Source organism: Streptomyces sp. NBC_00461, assembly GCF_036013935.1.
GTDB lineage: Bacteria > Actinomycetota > Actinomycetes > Streptomycetales > Streptomycetaceae > Streptomyces.
The window spans coordinates 8,523,158-8,540,329 of the sequence record NZ_CP107902.1 but is presented as its reverse complement, the minus strand read 5'-3'; the positions used below and the strand labels follow the sequence as shown (position 1 = coordinate 8,540,329).

At 72.0% G+C, this 17,172-nt stretch carries 16 protein-coding genes and 1 tRNA gene; 7 read left to right on the top strand and 10 right to left on the bottom strand.

Annotated features, from left to right (window positions below; translation table 11 throughout):
- Genes OG870_RS39615 through OG870_RS39605 form a run of 3 tightly spaced genes read left to right on the top strand, consistent with a single transcriptional unit; the run spans position 1 to position 3,779 of the window.
- A complete protein-coding gene (locus tag OG870_RS39615; RefSeq protein WP_266591775.1) occupies positions 1-1,383 on the top strand; it encodes an exopolysaccharide biosynthesis polyprenyl glycosylphosphotransferase in 1,383 nt (460 codons plus the stop codon).
- Between the two features lie 9 nt (positions 1,384-1,392).
- Positions 1,393-2,616: a carboxylate--amine ligase gene (locus OG870_RS39610; protein ID WP_266591773.1), complete on the top strand. Its 1,224-nt coding sequence runs from the start codon at positions 1,393-1,395 to the stop codon at positions 2,614-2,616.
- Positions 2,613-3,779: a glycosyltransferase gene (locus OG870_RS39605; RefSeq protein WP_266529784.1), complete on the top strand. Its 1,167-nt coding sequence runs from the start codon at positions 2,613-2,615 to the stop codon at positions 3,777-3,779. Before OG870_RS39610 ends, OG870_RS39605 begins: the two co-directional genes overlap by 4 nt.
- Before the next feature lie 6 nt (positions 3,780-3,785).
- On the opposite strand, the gene OG870_RS39600 is transcribed toward OG870_RS39605, so the two are convergent.
- Complete coding sequence (locus OG870_RS39600) at positions 3,786-4,559, bottom strand: polysaccharide deacetylase family protein (RefSeq protein ID WP_266591771.1); 774 nt, start codon at positions 4,557-4,559, stop codon at positions 3,786-3,788.
- The gene (locus OG870_RS39595) at positions 4,556-6,742 is read right to left on the bottom strand and encodes a glycosyltransferase (protein WP_266591769.1); all 2,187 of its coding nucleotides are present in this window, start codon (positions 6,740-6,742) and stop codon (positions 4,556-4,558) included. The genes OG870_RS39600 and OG870_RS39595 overlap by 4 nt, the downstream gene beginning before the upstream one ends.
- Before the next feature lie 228 nt (positions 6,743-6,970).
- Here OG870_RS39595 and OG870_RS39590 point away from each other — a divergent pair, with 228 nt between their 5' ends.
- On the top strand, positions 6,971-7,753 hold the full coding sequence (locus OG870_RS39590; RefSeq protein WP_266529767.1) for a TetR/AcrR family transcriptional regulator: 783 nt from the start codon (positions 6,971-6,973) through the stop codon (positions 7,751-7,753).
- Positions 7,754-7,786: 33 nt separating this feature from the next.
- Positions 7,787-8,788: a glycoside hydrolase family 43 protein gene (locus OG870_RS39585; protein WP_266529849.1), complete on the top strand. Its 1,002-nt coding sequence runs from the start codon at positions 7,787-7,789 to the stop codon at positions 8,786-8,788.
- A gap of 76 nt (positions 8,789-8,864) precedes the next feature.
- Here OG870_RS39585 and OG870_RS39580 read toward each other — a convergent pair whose 3' ends face one another.
- Positions 8,865-10,739 carry an ABC transporter ATP-binding protein gene (locus tag OG870_RS39580; RefSeq protein WP_266591767.1) on the bottom strand — a complete coding sequence of 625 codons (1,875 nt, stop codon included), beginning with the start codon at positions 10,737-10,739 and terminating at the stop codon, positions 8,865-8,867.
- A 972-nt stretch (positions 10,740-11,711) separates the two neighbouring features.
- Positions 11,712-11,785 (bottom strand) — tRNA-Pro (locus tag OG870_RS39575).
- A 98-nt stretch (positions 11,786-11,883) separates the two neighbouring features.
- Between OG870_RS39575 and OG870_RS39570 the strand changes: the two genes are divergently transcribed.
- Both OG870_RS39570 and cobF read left to right on the top strand, forming a co-directional pair.
- Positions 11,884-12,426: a DUF309 domain-containing protein gene (locus tag OG870_RS39570; RefSeq protein WP_266591765.1), complete on the top strand. Its 543-nt coding sequence runs from the start codon at positions 11,884-11,886 to the stop codon at positions 12,424-12,426.
- A 115-nt stretch (positions 12,427-12,541) separates the two neighbouring features.
- A complete protein-coding gene (cobF, locus tag OG870_RS39565; protein WP_266529758.1) occupies positions 12,542-13,315 on the top strand; it encodes a precorrin-6A synthase (deacetylating) in 774 nt (257 codons plus the stop codon).
- A 63-nt stretch (positions 13,316-13,378) separates the two neighbouring features.
- Here the strand turns inward: cobF and OG870_RS39560 are convergent, their stop codons facing one another.
- The 6 genes from OG870_RS39560 to OG870_RS39535 all read right to left on the bottom strand — a co-directional run bounded on the left by OG870_RS39560 (position 13,379) and on the right by OG870_RS39535 (position 17,149).
- Positions 13,379-14,122 carry a cobalt-precorrin-6A reductase gene (locus OG870_RS39560; protein ID WP_266591763.1) on the bottom strand — a complete coding sequence of 248 codons (744 nt, stop codon included), beginning with the start codon at positions 14,120-14,122 and terminating at the stop codon, positions 13,379-13,381.
- Between the two features lie 121 nt (positions 14,123-14,243).
- Positions 14,244-14,366 carry a type B 50S ribosomal protein L36 gene (gene ykgO, locus OG870_RS39555; RefSeq protein WP_266451931.1) on the bottom strand — a complete coding sequence of 41 codons (123 nt, stop codon included), beginning with the start codon at positions 14,364-14,366 and terminating at the stop codon, positions 14,244-14,246.
- 12 nt (positions 14,367-14,378) lie between these two features.
- Positions 14,379-14,636: a type B 50S ribosomal protein L31 gene (locus tag OG870_RS39550; protein ID WP_266529756.1), complete on the bottom strand. Its 258-nt coding sequence runs from the start codon at positions 14,634-14,636 to the stop codon at positions 14,379-14,381.
- Between the two features lie 46 nt (positions 14,637-14,682).
- On the bottom strand, positions 14,683-14,847 hold the full coding sequence (gene rpmG, locus OG870_RS39545; RefSeq protein WP_266591760.1) for a 50S ribosomal protein L33: 165 nt from the start codon (positions 14,845-14,847) through the stop codon (positions 14,683-14,685).
- A 140-nt stretch (positions 14,848-14,987) separates the two neighbouring features.
- Positions 14,988-15,761 (bottom strand): sulfite exporter TauE/SafE family protein, encoded by a 774-nt coding sequence (locus OG870_RS39540; RefSeq protein WP_266529751.1) that lies wholly within the window; start codon positions 15,759-15,761, stop codon positions 14,988-14,990.
- A gap of 200 nt (positions 15,762-15,961) precedes the next feature.
- Positions 15,962-17,149 (bottom strand): thiolase family protein, encoded by a 1,188-nt coding sequence (locus OG870_RS39535; RefSeq protein ID WP_266529750.1) that lies wholly within the window; start codon positions 17,147-17,149, stop codon positions 15,962-15,964.
- Positions 17,150-17,172: the final 23 nt, after the last annotated feature.

Here is a 17,172-nt window from a genome sequence, read left to right as displayed (position 1 = left end):
GTGGCCGTCCTCAAGGAAACGATCAGCACCGGACCGGCGAGGACCGGGGGCGCGCACGGGCGCCGTCGCGGCGGTTCCTCCGTGCCGGTCCTGCTCGCGACGGACGCGGTGGCCGCGGTCCTCGCCGCGGGCGGGGTCCAGCTGCTCCTCCACCGCTGGCTCGTCCCGGCCGTGCTCGTCCCCGCGTGGCTCCTCCTGCAGGCGTCGCAGCGGGCGTACGGGCCCGATGCCGACGCGGAGTGCTTTCGCCGGGTCGCTCGGGCGGCCTGTCTCGCCGCCGCCGCGGCCGGCGCCGTCTGGTGGTTCGTACCGCGCGACGAGATGCTGCACGACGCGATGATCGCGGTGCCGCTCGCCGCCGCGATGACGCTCGGGCTGCGCTGGTTGACGAGGAGGCGCACCCGTGAGGGCCGGAACGACGGCCGGGTGCTCGTGCTCGGACCCGCCGCCTCCGCCGCCGAGTTGATCGCGGCGCTGCGCCGGGGGCACGGTGTCGGACCGCAGGTCGTCGGCGTCTGCCGCACGACGCCGGCCGCCCGCGACGGTGGTGCCGTGGACGTGCTCAAGGCGGTTCGGCGGAGCGGCTGCGACGCGGTCGTCGCGCTGCCCGGCCCCGAGTTGGGCCCCGACACACTGCGCCGGCTGTCCTGGGAACTGCGGGCGGCGGGCGTCGACCTGATGCTCGCACCGGTCCTCGCCGACGTCGCGGCCGGGAGGCTGGCCGTGCGTCCGGTCGCGGGGGTGCCCCTGCTGCACCTGCGCGCCCCCCGGCTCTCCGCACCGCCCCGCATCCCCAAGGAGCTGACCGACCGTCTGCTGGCGCTGCTGGGCATCCTGCTGCTGGCTCCGCTGATGGCGGCTGTCGCCGCATGGGTACGACTCGACAGTCCCGGCCCCGCGTTCTACCGGGAGCGCAGGATCGGGCGCGGCAGCCGGGAGTTCACTCTGCTGAAGTTCCGGACGATGCACCGCGGCGCGGACCGGCACAAGGCCGAACTCGCCCACCTCAACCGCTACGGCAGCAACCGGTTCTTCAAGATCGCCGACGATCCGCGCGTGACCCGGGCGGGGTCGTTCCTGCGCTCGTCCTCACTGGACGAACTGCCGCAGCTGTTCAACGTGGTGGCCGGCCACATGTCCCTCGTCGGTCCACGGCCGCTGGTGAAGGACGAGGTCGCCGCACTGAGCGAGGACGCGAGTCACCGACTGCTGGTGAAGCCGGGCATGAGCGGACTGTGGCAGGTCAGCGGCCGCTCCTGCCTGCCGACCCAGGAGCGGGACCGGCTCGACGTGAGCTACGTCGAGAACTGGTCGCCCGCCCTGGACCTGTCCATCCTGCTGCGGACGCCGTCCGCGGTCGTGCGCCGGACCGGCGCATGCTGAGGTGACCTCATGAGCGACCGGACACCGGCACTGCTCGTCAAGCTGGGACGCTTCCCCCAACTCCACGGCGGGCTCGGGGTGGTGCGCACCCTGGGACGCATGGGGGTCCCGGCGTACGCCATGGTCGAGGACCCCCTCACTCCGGCCGCACTCTCCCGCCATCTCGCCGGCCGCTTCGTCCGCCCGACGACCGGCCGCGAGGACCCGTCGGAACTGGTGTCGGCCCTTGTGCGGATCGGCCGGGAGATCGGGCGCCCCACCGTTGCCGTGGCGGAGGGGGACGAGGCGGCGGTACTGCTGGCGGAGAACGCCGACCGCCTGGCCGAATGGTTCGTCCTGCCCCCCGTGCCGCCCGCGCTGCCCCGCACGCTCGCCAGCAAGGAGGGGCTGCACCGGGTCTGCCAGGAGTACGGGGTGCCCACTCCCCGGACCCGATCGCCGGTCGACCGGGCCGAGTTGGCGGCGGTGAGCCGTGAGTGGGGTTTCCCCGTGGTGCTCAAGGACAGGGAGCCGTTCACCAAGCTGAACGACTCCGCCATGGGGCACACCACGGTCGTCCACGACGAGGCCGAGCTGCTCGCCCGGTGCGGGGCGGCCGAGTCTCCCTCCGTCATCGTGCAGGAGTACATCCCGCTCGAAGTTGCCGAGGAATGGTTCACCCATCTCTACTGCGGTGCGGGAGGCAGGCCCCGGCTCGTCTTCACGGGGCACAAGCTCCGCTCGTGGCCACCCGGGTCAGGCCTCACCACCCGGGCACGGGCCCGGCCCAACACCGTCCTCGCGACGCTGGCCGCCGAGCTGTGCCGGGCGATCGGCTACTGCGGGATCGCCGACCTCGACTGGCGGTTCGACCGGCGCGACGGCCGCTACAAACTGGTGGACTTCAACCCGCGGTTCGGACAGCAGTTCCGCCTCTTCACCACCGCACGGAAACTGGACGTGGTGCGCGCGATGTACCTGGACCTGACGGGTCAGGCCATCACGGACGGGGCGCAGATCCACGGCCGGGGCTTCATCGTGGGCAACCTGGACGCGGTGTCGGTCACGGTGGACACCTGGCGCGAACGCCGGGTCCCGGCCGCACTGTCCCGGCGGAACCTTGAACGGGCCTGGCTGAGCCGGGACGACCCGGTGCCCGCGGTCGCCGAGGCGGTGCGCTTCAGCGGCACCGTGGCACGGCGGCTCACCAAACCGCTGCGCACCAGGGTCGCTTCGGGCGGGGCGGCGCCATGACGCGGACCGTCCTGCACATCGCGCAGCCGAGCGACGCGGGCGTCGCCCGGGTGGTCACGGACCTGGCCGCCGGGCAGTGCGCACACGGCGACCGGGTCGTCGTGGCGTGCCCGGCCGACGGCACACTGTCGTGTACGGCCGCGCAACGCGGGGCCCAGGTGATGCGGTGGGACGCCGTACGCTCTCCCGGTCCTGCGCTGCCTCGCGAGGTGGCCGCGGTACGGCGCATCGTGGACGGGGTGCGTCCGGACGTGGTGCACCTGCACAGTGCGAAGGCGGGACTCGCCGGCCGGCTGGCGATACGCGGGCGGCTGCCCACCGTCTACCAGCCGCACGCCTGGTCGTTCGACGCCGCGACCGCCGCCCTGCGGACCGCCGTCGTGCAGTGGGAGCGGGCAGGGGCGCGATGGGCGCACCGGGTGGTGTGCGTCAGCGAGGGTGAGCGTGCCCACGGGCTGGCCACCGGCATCCGCTGCCGCTACGCCGTCGTACGCAATGGGGTGGACCTCGACTGGTGCCACCCCTCGGACGCCTCGTCGCATGCGGCCGCGCGGCACCGGCTGGGCGTGTCCTTCGGTGGGCCGCTGGCCGTGTGCGTGGCGCGTCTTTGCCGTCAGAAGGGGCAGGACGTGCTGCTCGACGCCTGGGACCGGATCGAGGACCTGATCCCTCGGGCGCGGCTGGTCCTGGTCGGCGCCGGGCCGGACCGTGCGGTCCTGGCGGCGCGGGCGTCCCCGGGTGTCTGCTTCGCCGGAGCCGTCGTCGACCCTCACGACTGGTACATCGCGGCCGATCTCGTGGTTCTGGCCTCTCGTTGGGAGGCGGGTATGGCACTCGCCCCCTTGGAGGCCATGGCCTGCTCCCGCCCCGTCGTCGTCACCGACGTGCCGGGAGCGCGGGAGTTCCTCCCACCCCGTCATGTGCCGTTCGCCATCGTGCCGTTGGAGGAACCGGTCGCGCTCGCGGCCGCGCTGTCACGCCTGCTGACCGATCCCGCGACCGGCCGCGCCCTCGGCGAGGAGGCCCGGACGCACATCCGCCGCCACCACGACGTACGTCACGTCGTCGAGCGCATGTACACGGTGTACGACGACGCCCGCCGCACCTGGTCCGCGGGCCCTGACTCCATGGAACGCACCACGGGCGACGCGTCGGTTCCCTAGTCGCGGTCAGGGTCGGTGGGCGTGGCCGATCAGGGCGTGCAGGGCGGGGCGCAGTGACGGCACCGCTCCGGACATCCGGCGGGCTGTGGGGTAGCCCCGCCAGGTCTTGAGCCGGAAGGTCGCGTCGGTCTCGGTGGCGTTGATGTCGACGCGCGGGACGGCGTAACGCCCGGCGCCGTCGTGCACGCTGAACGCGAGGGAGAATCCGGCTTCGGCCACGGCTCTGCGTGCGGCGGCGTCGTGCGCCCCGTAGGGGTAGGCGAACGCGCGGGCCCGCCTGCCGGTGATGTCGGCCAACACCGCGGCGGCCCGGCCGAGTTGACGGGTGAGGGTGGCGGCGTCGGCGTTCACCAGGTCGGTGTGGTCCCAGCCGTGGCATTCGACGTCCAGCCCCGCATCGGCGAGTGCGCGCACGCCGTCCGCGTCCAGCAGCGGTTCGTCGGGCATGTCGGCCATCCAGGTGGAGGTGGCGCCGAGCATGCCGCCGAGCACGAAGGCGGTGGCGGGAAACCCCAGCCCGCGCAGGACCGGCACCCCCTCGTCCAACAGGGCCCGATAGCCGTCGTCGAACGTCACCAGCACGCTGCGCGCGGGGAAGTCACCCCGCAGGTACCGGCTGAGGGTCAGGGGCGTCCAGCCCCGGTCGAGGAGCCCTCGCAGCTGTCTGTGGAGCGTGTCCGGCGGAACGAAGAGGCAGAACGGGTCCCGACGGGCGGTGCGTGTGCCGACACCGTGGTACATCAGCACCAGCGGTCGCACGGCCGCCGCAGCGCGACTCATCGGGGCCCCTCCTCGTCCGGACGATCCGCCTCCCGCCCGTCCGCGTCCCGACCGCCCGGGGCGGCCCTCTCCGGTCCGTCCCGGCGGACCAGCCCGCGCCCGGCCCCGGCCGCCTTGGCAAGGTCGCGCACGGCCGCCGCGAAGGGGACGAGGGGCACCGCCTCCCAGTGACGTCGGCGGACGGCCCTGGCGAGCGGCAGCGAGACGTACGCCGCGAACGCCGTGGCCGCGACGGACCGGGCGCGCGGGCCCGTCACCACCGCACCGAGGGCGACGGCGTAGGCGACCGCTCTGGCCGCGTCCCGGCCCAGCAGGCGCGGGTCCCCCGACCGTCCGCCGCCCTCGCCGTAACGGAAGTACATCGCCACGGTCCGGCGCAGCGTCGGCCGCTGCTCCCAGCGGACCTCGGCGGAGGAGGCCAGGACGACCCGGTGACCGGCCCGGGCGACGGCACGGCCGAAGAGCACGTCCTCGGCGGCCCGCACATGCTCGGGGAAGCCCCCGGCGTCCTGCCAGGCAGCGCGGGTGAAGGCCACCGAGCGGCCGGTGGGCATGGTCGCGTCGAACCCCCGGCCGAAGAGCCGGCCCGACACGCGTGTCCACGGTCCCGGACGCCGGGCCTCCTCGGGGACCGGATAGCCCGCCGCCGACATGGCGCGGGCCAGTGCTCCGTGGCCGTCCACCCGGTAGACGCCGGTGACGAGGCCGGCCGGGACGGGCTCCGCCGCCGCCGCGCGCAGCCGGGCCAGCCAGTCCGGACCGGGTTGGCAGCCCGCGTCGGTACAGGCGATCAGCGAGTTGCGGGCGGCTTTCACACCGGCGTTGCGGCCGGCCGGGATGCCCGAGCCGGGAAGCCGCAGCAGGCGGATCCTGGCGTCCTTCGACGCCCACGCCTCGACGCGGTCGGCCGTGTCGTCGGCCGAGCCACCGTCGACGACCACGATCTCGTCCCCGTCCTCCACGAGTTGGCCGACCAGCGGGCCGAGCAGCCGGTCGATCGTGCCGGCCTCGTTGAGCACGGTGGTCACCACCGAGACCGGCGCGGTCCCGGTCAGCCCCGTCCCGGGCAGTCGGGCAGCCTCGGACAGGACCTGCGCCAAGCGGCCGGCGCACTCGGCGGGGCCTGGGTGGGAAGCGGTCAGTCGCTGTCCCACCGAGCCCATGGCAAGGCGGGTGTCGCCGTCCGTCAACCGACGCAGCGCCAGGCCCACTTCGCGGCAGTCGCCGGGCGGCACGGCGATCCCGGCGTGCGCCCCACCCGGTTGCGCGACCCGGTCGGCGACGGGCCCCGGTGTGGTGATCACCGGGACCGCGGAGCGCATGGCCTCCAGTGCGACCGCGCCGAACCCTTCCGGATAGGGCATGGCCGGGGTGGGTTTGGTCAGCACCGCGACCGCGTCGGCCGCGGGGATGATCCGCCAGGCGTCGGGTATCCAGCCCGTAAAGTCGACGCGGTCGCTCACTCCGGCCTCGGCGGCCAGCTTGGCGAGCCGGCTCTGCTCGCCCGGTTCGGTCGGCGCTTCACCTCCGACCACGGCCAGTCGCCAACGCTCTCCCCCGGGCCTCGCCAAGGCCTCGATCGCGTCGTCCACGCCCTTGTTGGAGACCAGACGGCTGACGGTGAGCAACAGCGACTCGTCGGGGCCCGCTCCGAGCCGGGCACCGTGTCGCAGCAGTTCCCGGCGGGCGGCCTCGCGGGGCAGCGCGGTGCCCTCCGGCGCGGGGAACGGTACGAGTACGGCCCGCGGGTGCAGCGAGGCGAGGACCAGTCCCTCCGCGGTCGCCACGCAGTCGTCGGTGAGCGTGGCCAGGAGCTTCATCAGACGGGGGTGGGTGTAGTCGTGCTTGGCCCACACGCAGCGCACTCCGGTGAGCCACGCGGCCGGGGCGCACACGCATGCCGCTTTGATCCCGTTGGCGAGGACCACGTCCGGCCGGCCGGCCCGCAACCGGCGTGCGAGTGACATCGCGGACGCCGCGACCGCCGCTCCGGTCCGGCCCGTCGGCAGGGTGACGCAGGGCACCCCCCGTCGGCGGAACTGATCACCCAGCGGGCCCTCCCCCAGCATCACCACGTCCACGTCCAACCGGTCGGTGGAGTCGAGCAGCGACAGCAGCCAGAGTTCCGCACCGCCGAGGACTCCGGCGTTGGTGACCACCGTGACGCGCAGTGGACGGTTCATTCGGCCCTCCTCGATGAGGACGCCCTGGGGAGTCGCGGCTCTGGACAGAGAATTCACACAGCCTTGTCCGTATATTTACGATGTATACGTACATTAGACGCGCGGGACATACGGGTCAAGACGGGAACGGAGGGAGGGCGCCGCTTCCGAGTAGCATCCGTGTTTACGTCGTATACGGATGCCGTCACCCACGAGAGGTCCCGCGGTCGTATGGCAAGGAGACGCGAGATGGCGCAAGGCTCGGATCCCGGCCCGACGCGTCGCGCCAGCGACCGCGGGCGCTACGGCAGGCTCAGTCGTGAGCGCGTGCTCGCCGCAGCACTGGAACTGGTGGACCGCGAAGGCCTCTCGGCGCTGAGCATGCGCCGACTGGGTGCGGACCTCGGGGTGGAGGCGATGGCGCTCTACCGCTATGCGGCAGGCAAGGACGCGCTGCTCGACGGCCTGGTCGAGGCGCTCTATCTCGAACTCGAGGAGCGCCTGGCCGCCGACTCCGAAGCCGGCTCCACGGACTCCGAAGCCGGCTCCGCGGACGCCCTTTCGCCCGACTGGCGGGCCGGACTCCACCGGATCGCCCGGGCGACGTACGACGTCTGCCTGGCCCACCCCCAGGCGGTCCCGCTGCTCACCACGCGCATGCTGGCCGTGCCGCTCGCGCGTCGCCCGCTCGCCGTGCTGAAGGACCACGAGAGGGTGCTCGCCCTGCTCCGGGAGGCCGGGCTCGACGACGCCGGCACGGCGGCCGTCTTCCGCGCCTTCACCGCGTGGCTGCTCGGCTATGTGTCCGTGGAGCTGCGGCCCGTGGTGGACAACCCCGACGAGCAGGAGCCGGCGTTCCGTCTCGGCCTGCACCGCATGCCGCCCCAGGAACTGCCGGGGCTCCGGGCAGCCGCCCCCACCCTCACCGAGCCCGGCGGACCCGAGGGCCTGACCGTGGGGCTGGACGCGCTGCTCGACCGATTCACCGAGATCGCCGGGAGGGGAGCCCCGGGTTCCGCCGGTACGGCGTGACCGTATTCTTCGACGGTGGCTGACAACGAGCTGATGCGGCTTCCCGGCATGCCGCTGCACGATCCCTTCGTCGTCGCCGACGACAGCACCCGTACGTACCACCTCTACACGTCCAACGAGCCATCCGTGTCAGGCGTGGACGGCACCGGCACGATGGTCTACCGCAGCCGGGACCTGCGCGACTGGACGCGCCCCGTCGTGGTCTTCCTGGCGTCCGAGCAGCGCGAACTCTGGGCGAGCGACGGCGGATGGGCGCCGGAGGTGCACGAACGGGACGGCAGGTACTACCTGTTCACGACGCTGCACAACGAGGACAGACCGCTTCCTGTGCCGCCCGCCAACCAGTGGGGCACTCCGTTCCAGGTCGCGAACTACATGCGCGGCACGATCACCGCCGTCTCCGACTCGCTGCTCGGGCCCTTCACCGTCGTCGACCCGGCCCGCCCCACACCGCCCGAGAACCTCATGACCCTCGACGGCACGCTTTACGTCGACCCGTCCGGGCAGCCCTGGATGGTGTACGCGCACGAGTGGCTGCAGACCGTCGACGGCACCATGGAGGCGATCCGGCTGGCCCCGGACCTGTCACGGACGGTCGGAGATCCGGTCTTCCTGTTCAAGGCCTCGGACGCGTCCTGGCTCGGCGAGCAGATCCCGGCCGGCGCCCCGAACCAGCTCCCGCCCTACATCACCGACGGCCCCCAGCTGTACCGCACACCCGACGGGTCACTGCTCATGCTCTGGTCGACGTACGAGAAGAACGTGGTCGGCGCGGACGGCACGATCAGCGGCGGCTACGTGCAGACCTACGCGGTCTCCGAGTCCGGTGACATCACGGGCCCGTGGCAGCAGCAACGGCCGCTGGTCCGCGACGACAGCGGTCACGGCATGCTGTTCCGCACGTTCGACGACCGGCTGATGATGATCCTCCACCGCCCCTTCGACAACGCCCGCGGAAAGCTGTACGAGATGCGGCTCGCCGGCCACGAACTACGGGTGCTGCGCCGGCGCGCCGACCTCGACGGCGGCGGATGACGCCGGCGCACCGGGTGGACGGCGGGGACCAACCCGCCGTCCACGGTGGGAGCTTGTCCGGGTTCCTCGGGGCGGTTCAGAGCAGGTCGGCGCCGGCTGGGCTGTCGGCGACAGAACCGTCGGTGACGGAACTGTCGGTGACGGGACTCTCGTCGGCGGAACCGTCCGTGAGGAAGCCACCGGACTGGTGCTGCCACAGCTTCGCGTAGGCGCCGTCCGTCGCGAGCAGCTCCTGGTGCGTGCCCTGCTCGACGATCCGTCCGCGGTCGAGGACGATGAGCCGGTCCATGCCGGCGACCGTGCTCAGCCGGTGGGCCACCACGAGCGCCGTGCGCCCCTCCATGAGCCGCCACAGCGCCTCCTGGACGAGGACCTCGCTCTCGGAGTCCAGGGCGCTGGTCGCCTCGTCGAGCAGCAGGATCGGCGCGTCGCGCAGGATGGCCCGGGCGAGGGCGACGCGTTGGCGCTGGCCGCCGGAGAGCTTGACGCCGCGCTCGCCCACCATGGTGTGGAAACCGTCCGGCAGCGCATCGGCGAACTCCGTGACGTGCGCCGCCTCGGCCGCACGGCGGATCTCGGCGTCCGTGGCGTCCGGGCGGGCGAATGCGATGTTGTCCCGCAGCGTGCGGTGGAACATCGCCGGATCCTGCGGCACGTAGGCGATCAGACCTCGCAGGTCGGCCTGGCGCATCCTGCTGATGTCCTGTCCCCCGATCAGGATCCGGCCTCCGTCGATGTCCGTCATGCGCAGCAGCAACCGCGTCAGCGTGGTCTTGCCACCGCCGGACCGACCGACGAGACCGATCTTCGTCCCGCTGCGGACGGCGAGGTCGAGGCTCTCGAAGAGCGGATCTCCGCCCCCGTGGGCGAAGGTCACCTGCTCGAAGTGGACGTCGGCGGGCGCCGGAAGCAGCGGCTCCGGAGACGCCGGGTCGAGTACGGTCGGCCGGACCAGCAGCAGTTCGGTGAACTGTGCGGCCTCCGTCATCGAGCTCTCCAGACGGCGGTAGATCTGGTTGAAGTCGAACATGATCTTCGTCGCGTTGGTGTAGTAGGTGAACGCGACCACGACGGCCTCGACGCCGTGCTCGCCCCCGCCGAGCGCGACCGCGAGCAGCAGGCCGAGCACGTTGGTCAGGACGGACATCGGCGCGACGAGCGTGTCGATGCGCAGGTTGCCGTAGTCCCACGCCCTCAGCATGAGGCGGCGCGAGTTGGCGACGCGGGTACGGTGTTCGGCGGCCTCGCGGTGCTCGGCGGCGAAGGCTCGGACCGTGTCCATGTTCATGAGGCTGTCGGCCACGTGGCCCGACACGCGGGCGATGGCCTCCTCGCGCTGGTCGACGAGTGCCTGGCGGCGCCGGATGAGCGGTGCGACGCACAGCGCCGTCAGCGCGATCATCACCAACAGCCCGACGACGAGCAGCGGTTCGTAGCGCCACAGCACCACCGAGCCGAATGCCAGCGGCACCAGGCTGCCCACGATGTTGAAGGTCAGGGTGTCGGCGAACTCCTCGAAGCGGGAGGCGAAACTCAGCACCCGCTTGGTCAGTGCCCCGGCGAAGTTGTCGTGGAAGAACGCGGCGTCCTTGGCGAACAGTTCGTCCATGCCGATCACGTACAGGTGCTCGATGCCGAGGGCGTCGAGGCGGTTCAGACAGTGGAGGCCGATGCGCCACACCCCCTCCGACAGCAGCAGGACGCCGGCGAACCCGAGGACGTAGGGCAGCGTGGAGCGGATACCGATTCCGGAGTCGTCGGCGATCCGGCCGACGAGCTTCGCGACGACCAGCGGCGCGATGTAGTTGAGGCCGATGTTGCCCAGGGCCGGCAGCAGCATGGCGGGCAGCGCCATGCGCCGGAGCCGGGCCAACTCCCGTCCGTAATAACGCAGTGCGAGGAGTACCGCGCCCCTGCGCGGCGCATCCTCGCGCGATTCAGGTAATCCCATCCCGATCCCGTGTGGTCGTACGGCGGCCCACGCGTGCTTCGGCGGAAGAGGTCGGTCGAGTGAGCGCCCTCGCTCGGCTCGCGGCGACGTCATCGCGCGAGTACGCGCAGGCCAGGGAATGGGAGTGTCCCGCGCCGGCCCCCACGGAGTCCAAGCATTTTCCGGGCAGAACGGACGCCGTTCGGATCAGGATGCCTCACGCGTCGCGGCTGTCCACCTGGGAGTTCTGCCGGGAGGCTCACGTTTCGCACACATCAGGAGCCGGAAGCGCTCAACCCGCCAACTATCCAGGCGTTGCGGGGCCCGGATATTCATCGGGAGCGGTGCCGGCGCCAGGGCCCAATGCGCTCAGGCGCCGCTGCACCCGCCGCGGCGCGAGGAAGACAGCGGCCGCCGCGGTGCCGATGACCCCTGATGCCGCGGGTGCCACCTGGGTGAACCGGGGCACGCCCCGGGGGAAGGGATCCGGTTGCCCACAGAGTCCCGGACCGGCCGGATACGCCGGACGATCAGTTCAGCCTGGCCGCCCCCGCGGCATACGGACCGCGGTGATCCAGCAACCGAGCCAGGCGTTCGCGGGCCGTGAGGCGGCCGCGCGCCGCCTGCCGAGCCACCGCCTGCGCGGATCCACCGGCCAGGGCCCGCCGCTGTCGAGCGGCAAGGTCCGCGAGCCGTTGCGCCGTTGTATCCACAGCAAGAGCGGGCGATTCCCGGGTCTCCGCGATCGAGGTCACAGCCACCTCCTTCGGCGCTTGTGAGCATGGCAGTCGCACAAGCGGAGGTCCTCTTTTCCGCACCCGATGTGAAGTAATTGAGTGGTCGGCGGAGCGCGTTCATAGACGGACTACAAGAGAACTGGAACGACCCGCTGACCTCGGTCAAGGACGCCGGTCCCCAACTGGTCCCCAAGAATGATCAAGGGCCGGTTTCGGATGCCTCCGAAACCGGCCCTGACCTTGCGACTGTCTCCAGTCGGGACGACAGGATTTGAACCTGCGACCCCTTGACCCCCAGTCAAGTGCGCTACCAAGCTGCGCCACGTCCCGGTGCGCTTCCGCGGTGAACCGCGTGATCGCGCGGACTGCACTTTACCCCACGTCCGGGCTGGCGCCGAAGCGGACCCGGGGCGCGGGACAATCGACGTATGGGCAGCACGGGACGCAGGAGCAGCGCGCCGTCGGGCCGGGTGGCCGGGGCGCGGGACCGGGACGGCGAGGGGCGGGCGCGCAATGCCCGGCCGCGGGACGGGCTCGGGCGGCCCCTGCCGTACGGCGCCGAGGGGGTGGCCCGGCAGCCCGAGGGTGTCGTACGTACGCCGGAGCAGAGCGTCGCCGAGGCGCAGGAGCTGCTCGACGCGGGGCAGCCCTTCCATGCGCACGAGGTGTTCGAGGATGCCTGGAAGTCCGGGCCCGAGGAGGAGCGGGGGCTGTGGCGGGGCCTGGCGCAGGTCTCCGTGGGGCTCACTCATGCCGCCCGGGGCAATGTGACGGGCGGCGCCCGGCTGCTGCGGCGGGGCGCCGGGGCCGTGACGGAGTGGGCGGCGGAGTCGGGGCGGCAGCGGCCGTTTGGGATGGATCTGGTGGGGCTGGTCGGCTGGGCGCGAGAGCTGGCGGACGACGTGGAGGGCGGCGGCCGGGCCGTCGATGCCGGGGCGCGGGCGCCGAGGCTGCGCGGGCAGGTGCCGTAGCAACACCTGCGCCGCAGGGCCCGCGTCCGTGCTGCGGCCATGCCGCGCCCGTGCCGTATTCGCTCGGTGCCGACGCGGTGTACGGACTGTCAGTGGCGTGCGGCAGACTCGGGGTGTGCGAAAGATTCATGTCATCGGTATCGGCGCGGGCGACCCCGACCAGCTCACCCTGCAGGCGGTCAGGGCGCTGCGGAGTACGGACGTGTTCTTCATCCTCGAGAAGGGTGAGGTGAAGGACGATCTCACGCGGCTGCGCCGGGACATGCTCGACGCGCACCTCCCGGACGGGGCGTCGTACCGGGTGGTCGAGGCACGGGATCCGGAGCGGGACCGGAGCGCGGGGGGTGCGGCCTACTCCCCCGCCGTCGGTGACTGGCGCAGTGCCCGTGCCGACATCTACGAGCAGTTGATCGCCGAGGAGCTGGGCGAGGACGAGAGCGGCGCGTTCCTGGTGTGGGGGGATCCGGCGTTGTACGACAGCACGCTCGGGATCCTGGAGGAGATCCTGGGGCGCGGCAGCGTGACCTTCGAGTACGACGTCGTGCCCGGGATCAGCAGCGTCTCCGCGCTCGTCGCCCGGCATCGTACGGGGCTCAACCGGGTCGCCCGGCCCGTCCAGATCACCACCGGGCGCCGGCTCGCCGAGGGTTTCCCGGAAGGGGTGGACGACGTGGTGGTGATGCTGGATGCCCATCGGACGTTCCGGCAGTACGCCGACCAGGACATCGACATCTACTGGGGCGCGTACATAGGCACTCCGGACGAGATCCTCGTCTCCGGGCCGATCGGCGAGGCCGCTCCGCGGATCGAGCGGTTGCGGGCCGAGGCCCGGGAGCGCAAGGGATGGATCATGGACACGTATCTGCTGCGCCGTAACCCAAGGGAGTGAGCCCAAGGGAGTGAGCCCAAGCGGCGCTTGGCCTGTGTCCGACTTCCCTTCTCCCTTGTCCCTCTACGAGTTGAAGCCCAACCAGACCAGGACACCCGCCACGTCCGACACCGCGCTCACACCCCTCGGCAGGGGCGGTCGACGTACGACCACGACGGGCAGCCCGAGTTGGCGTGCGGCCGTGAGCTTGGCAGCCGTCGCCTCTCCCCCGCTGTCCTTCGTGACCAGGACGTCGATCAGGTACTCGCGCAGCAGCGTCGTCTCGTCGGCGACCGTGAACGGCCCGCGTGCGAGCAGCACTTCGGTGTGCGGCGGCACAGGCGGCTCGGGGGGCTCCACCGACCGTACGACGAAGTGCATGTCCGCGAGGTGTGCGAAGGCCGACAGGCCGAGGCGGCCGGTGGTCAGGAATGCCCGGGAGCCGAACCGCGGCAGCGCGTCGGCCGCCGCGCTCAGCGACGTGACCAGGTGCCAGCGGTCCTCGGGGCCCGGCCGCCAGCCGGGGCGGCGCAGCACCACCGACGACACTCCACTGGCCGCCGCGGCCCGCGCGCCGTTGGCGGTGATCGTCTCGGCGAAGGGGTGCGTCGCGTCGACGAGGGCGTCCACGTGCTGTTCACGCAGCCAGTCGGCCAGCCCTGCCGCCCCGCCGAAGCCCCCGACGCGCACGTCTCCCGCCAGGGCGCCCGGTCGTGTCACGCGCCCCGCGAGGGAGGTGGTGACCCGCACGCCGGGGCGTGCCGCGAGCACGGCGGCCAGTTCGCGGGCCTCGGCGGTGCCGCCGAGGATCAGCACGTGGGGGGACATGGGGCGAGCGTACGAGGTCGCGTGCGGGGGCGGACGTGCAGGGCCCGCCCCGAGGGGAGCACATGACGGGACGGCCGCCCGGCAGGGGTGCCCGGCGGCCGTCCTGATGTGTGGATCCTCGTCAGCCCTGGCGGGCCTTGAAGCGGGGGTCCTTCTTGTTGATGACGAAGACCACGCCGCGTCGGCGGACCACCTGGGCCCCGGGCTTGGACTTCAGTGAGCGCAGGGATTTGCGCACCTTCATGGTTCTGCTCTCCTAGTCACGCGTGATGGCACGGCCGTAGCGACGCTCGAAGCGCTCCACCCGGCCCGCGGTGTCCATGACCCGCGTGTTGCCTGTGTGGAAGGGGTGGGACGCCGAGGAGATCTCGACGTCGATCAGGGGGTACGAGTGACCGTCCTCCCACTCGATCGTCTTAGACGAGTCGGCGGTGGAACGGGTCAGGAACGCGACGTCCGCGGCGCGGTCGCGGAAGACCACGAGCCGGGAGTCGGGATGGATGCGGGGCTTCATGGGGTTTCCTTCCTCGGAGCCCTGCGCCGGAATGGCGCAGGTTGGGTCAGCGCTCCTCGCGGAACGGGACGTGTTCGCCCACCACCGGGTCGTACTTGCGCAGGACCAGCCGGTCGGGGTGGTTCCGGCGGTTCTTGCGGGTCACGTAGGTGACACCGGTTCCGGCCGTCGACTTCAGCGTGACGACGGGGCGCGCGGTGCTGCGTGCCATGAGGTCCTCCCTTCGCCCACACCACGGATCTTTGATCCGAGCATGTCAATCACATCCCGTGCAACAACGCATGCCGCCCTCGCATTCCCGCCCACCGGCGGAGCAGTGGCCGACGCAAAACGGCGGTGCGCAGAGGGCGGCTAGCGCAGCAGCAGCTGCAGGCCACCCACGATCGTCGCCGCGATCACGAGTTGTTCGAAGAGGCGCTGGTTGATTCGGTTCACAGCCCATTTGCCGAACAACGCACCAGGTACGACGAACACCGCGAGTGCGGCGTCAAGGAGTAGCGAGTGGCCGTCGATCAGGCCGAGGCCGGCGCTGAAGGGCACCTTCGACACGTTCACGATCAGGAAGAAGAACGCGGACGTCCCCAGGAAGCCGAGCTTCCGGAAACCCGCCGACAACAGGTACATCGACATCACCGGGCCGCCCGCGTTGGCGACCATCGTGGTGAAGCCGCCGAGGACGCCGTACGAGCGCGCCTTGACGCGGCCGGACTTCGTCGCCACCGAGTCCGGCTCCTCGTCGGGCTCCGCCGTACGCCGCCGCCACACGGTCACGCCCGCCATCAGCAGCAGGATCGCGCCGATCGACGTCCGTACGACTCCGTCGTCGGCCCACACCAGGAACAGTGTGCCGACGACCACGCCCGCCGCGACCGCCGGGAACAGCCGCCACAGCGTGGGCCAGTGGGCGTGCCGCCGATAGGTCAGGACCGCGAGGACGTCGCCGACGATCAGGATGGGCAGGAGTACGCCGGTGGAGGCGCGGGCGGGCAGGACCGCCGCGAAGACGGCGAGGCTCACCGTGTTGGCCCCGCTCACCGCGGTCTTCGAGAAGCCGACGAGGAGGGCCGCGAAGGCGAGGGCGGCGAACTCCCAGCCGGATATGTGCCAGAGCGTCATCGTGTTCATGCGGGGACCGATGCTATGTGCAGCCAACGGGGCGTGTAAGTACCGTCTCGCTGGGTGGCACTCGGCGGTGGCGTGCCGGGGCAGCCGCCCCAGGCCCCCGCTTCGGCCTGGACGGCCTCGTCCTCAAACGCCGGACGGGCCGAATTGCCCTGACCGGCGTCGAGCAGTGTCCTTTTGAGGCGCCTCACGAGCCGCGCGTTCTAGTGCCTCTCCACCAGCACCGCACTGCCCTGCCCGACCCCCACGCACATCGTCGCCAGCCCTCGCTCCGCCCCCGTGCGGCGCATGCGGTGCAGCAGTGTCGTGAGGATCCGGGCTCCGGAGCAGCCGAGCGGGTGCCCCAGGGCGATCGCGCCGCCGCTCGGGTTGACCAGGTCCGGGTCGATGCCGAGCTGGTCCACGCAGGCCAGGGCCTGGGCGGCGAACGCCTCGTTGAACTCGGCCTCCTGGATGTCACCGATGCTCCAGCCGGTGCGGGCCAGGGCCTTGCGGGTGGCGGGGACGGGGCCTATGCCCATCACGTCGGGGTGGACTCCGGCCGAGGCGCCGGCGACATAGCGGCCCAGTGACTCCAGACCCAGGTCGTCGAGGGCCTCCTCGCTGACCAGGAGAAGGCCCGCGGCGCCGTCGTTCATCGGCGAGGCGTTGCCCGCCGTCACCGTGCCGCCGGCGCGGAAGACGGGCTTCAGACGCGAGAGCTTCTCGTACGACGTGTCCTCGCGAACGCACTCGTCGGCGTCGACGAGCACGCCGTCCGGGCGCTCCACGGGCAGGAGTTCGTCGTCGAAGTGGCCGTTCTTGCGGGCGTCCGCGGCACGTTGGTGGCTGCGCAGGGCGAACGCGTCCTGGCGTTCTCGGCTGACACCGTGGCGCGCGGCGACCTCCTCCGCGGTCTCGCCCATGGACAACAGGCCGTGCAGGTCCTTCATCGCCGGGTTGACCAGGCGCCAGCCGAGGCGGGTGTCGACGGTCTCGATGCGGTGCGGGAGGGCCTCGTCGGGGCGGGGCAGGACGAAGGGAGCGCGGCTCATGGACTCCGAGCCGCCCGCGAGGACGATGTCGGCCTCCCCGGCGGCGATGGTGCGGGCGGCCGACGTCACCGCCTCCAGGCCCGAGGCGCACAGGCGGTTGACCGTGGCCCCGGGGACGGACTCGGGAAGGCCCCCGAGCAGGGCGGCCATGCGGGCGACGTTGCGGTTGTCCTCGCCGGCCTGGTTGGCGGCGCCCCAGTAGACGTCGTCGACACGGGCCGGATCGAGGGCGGGGACGTCCGCGACGAGGGCGCGGATCACGTGTGCGGCGAGGTCGTCGGGCCGCACGGAGGACAGGGCGCCGCGCAGCTTGCCGATGGGGGTGCGGCGGGCGGCCGCGAAGTGGACGGGACGCACGACAGGACTCCTGACCGACGACG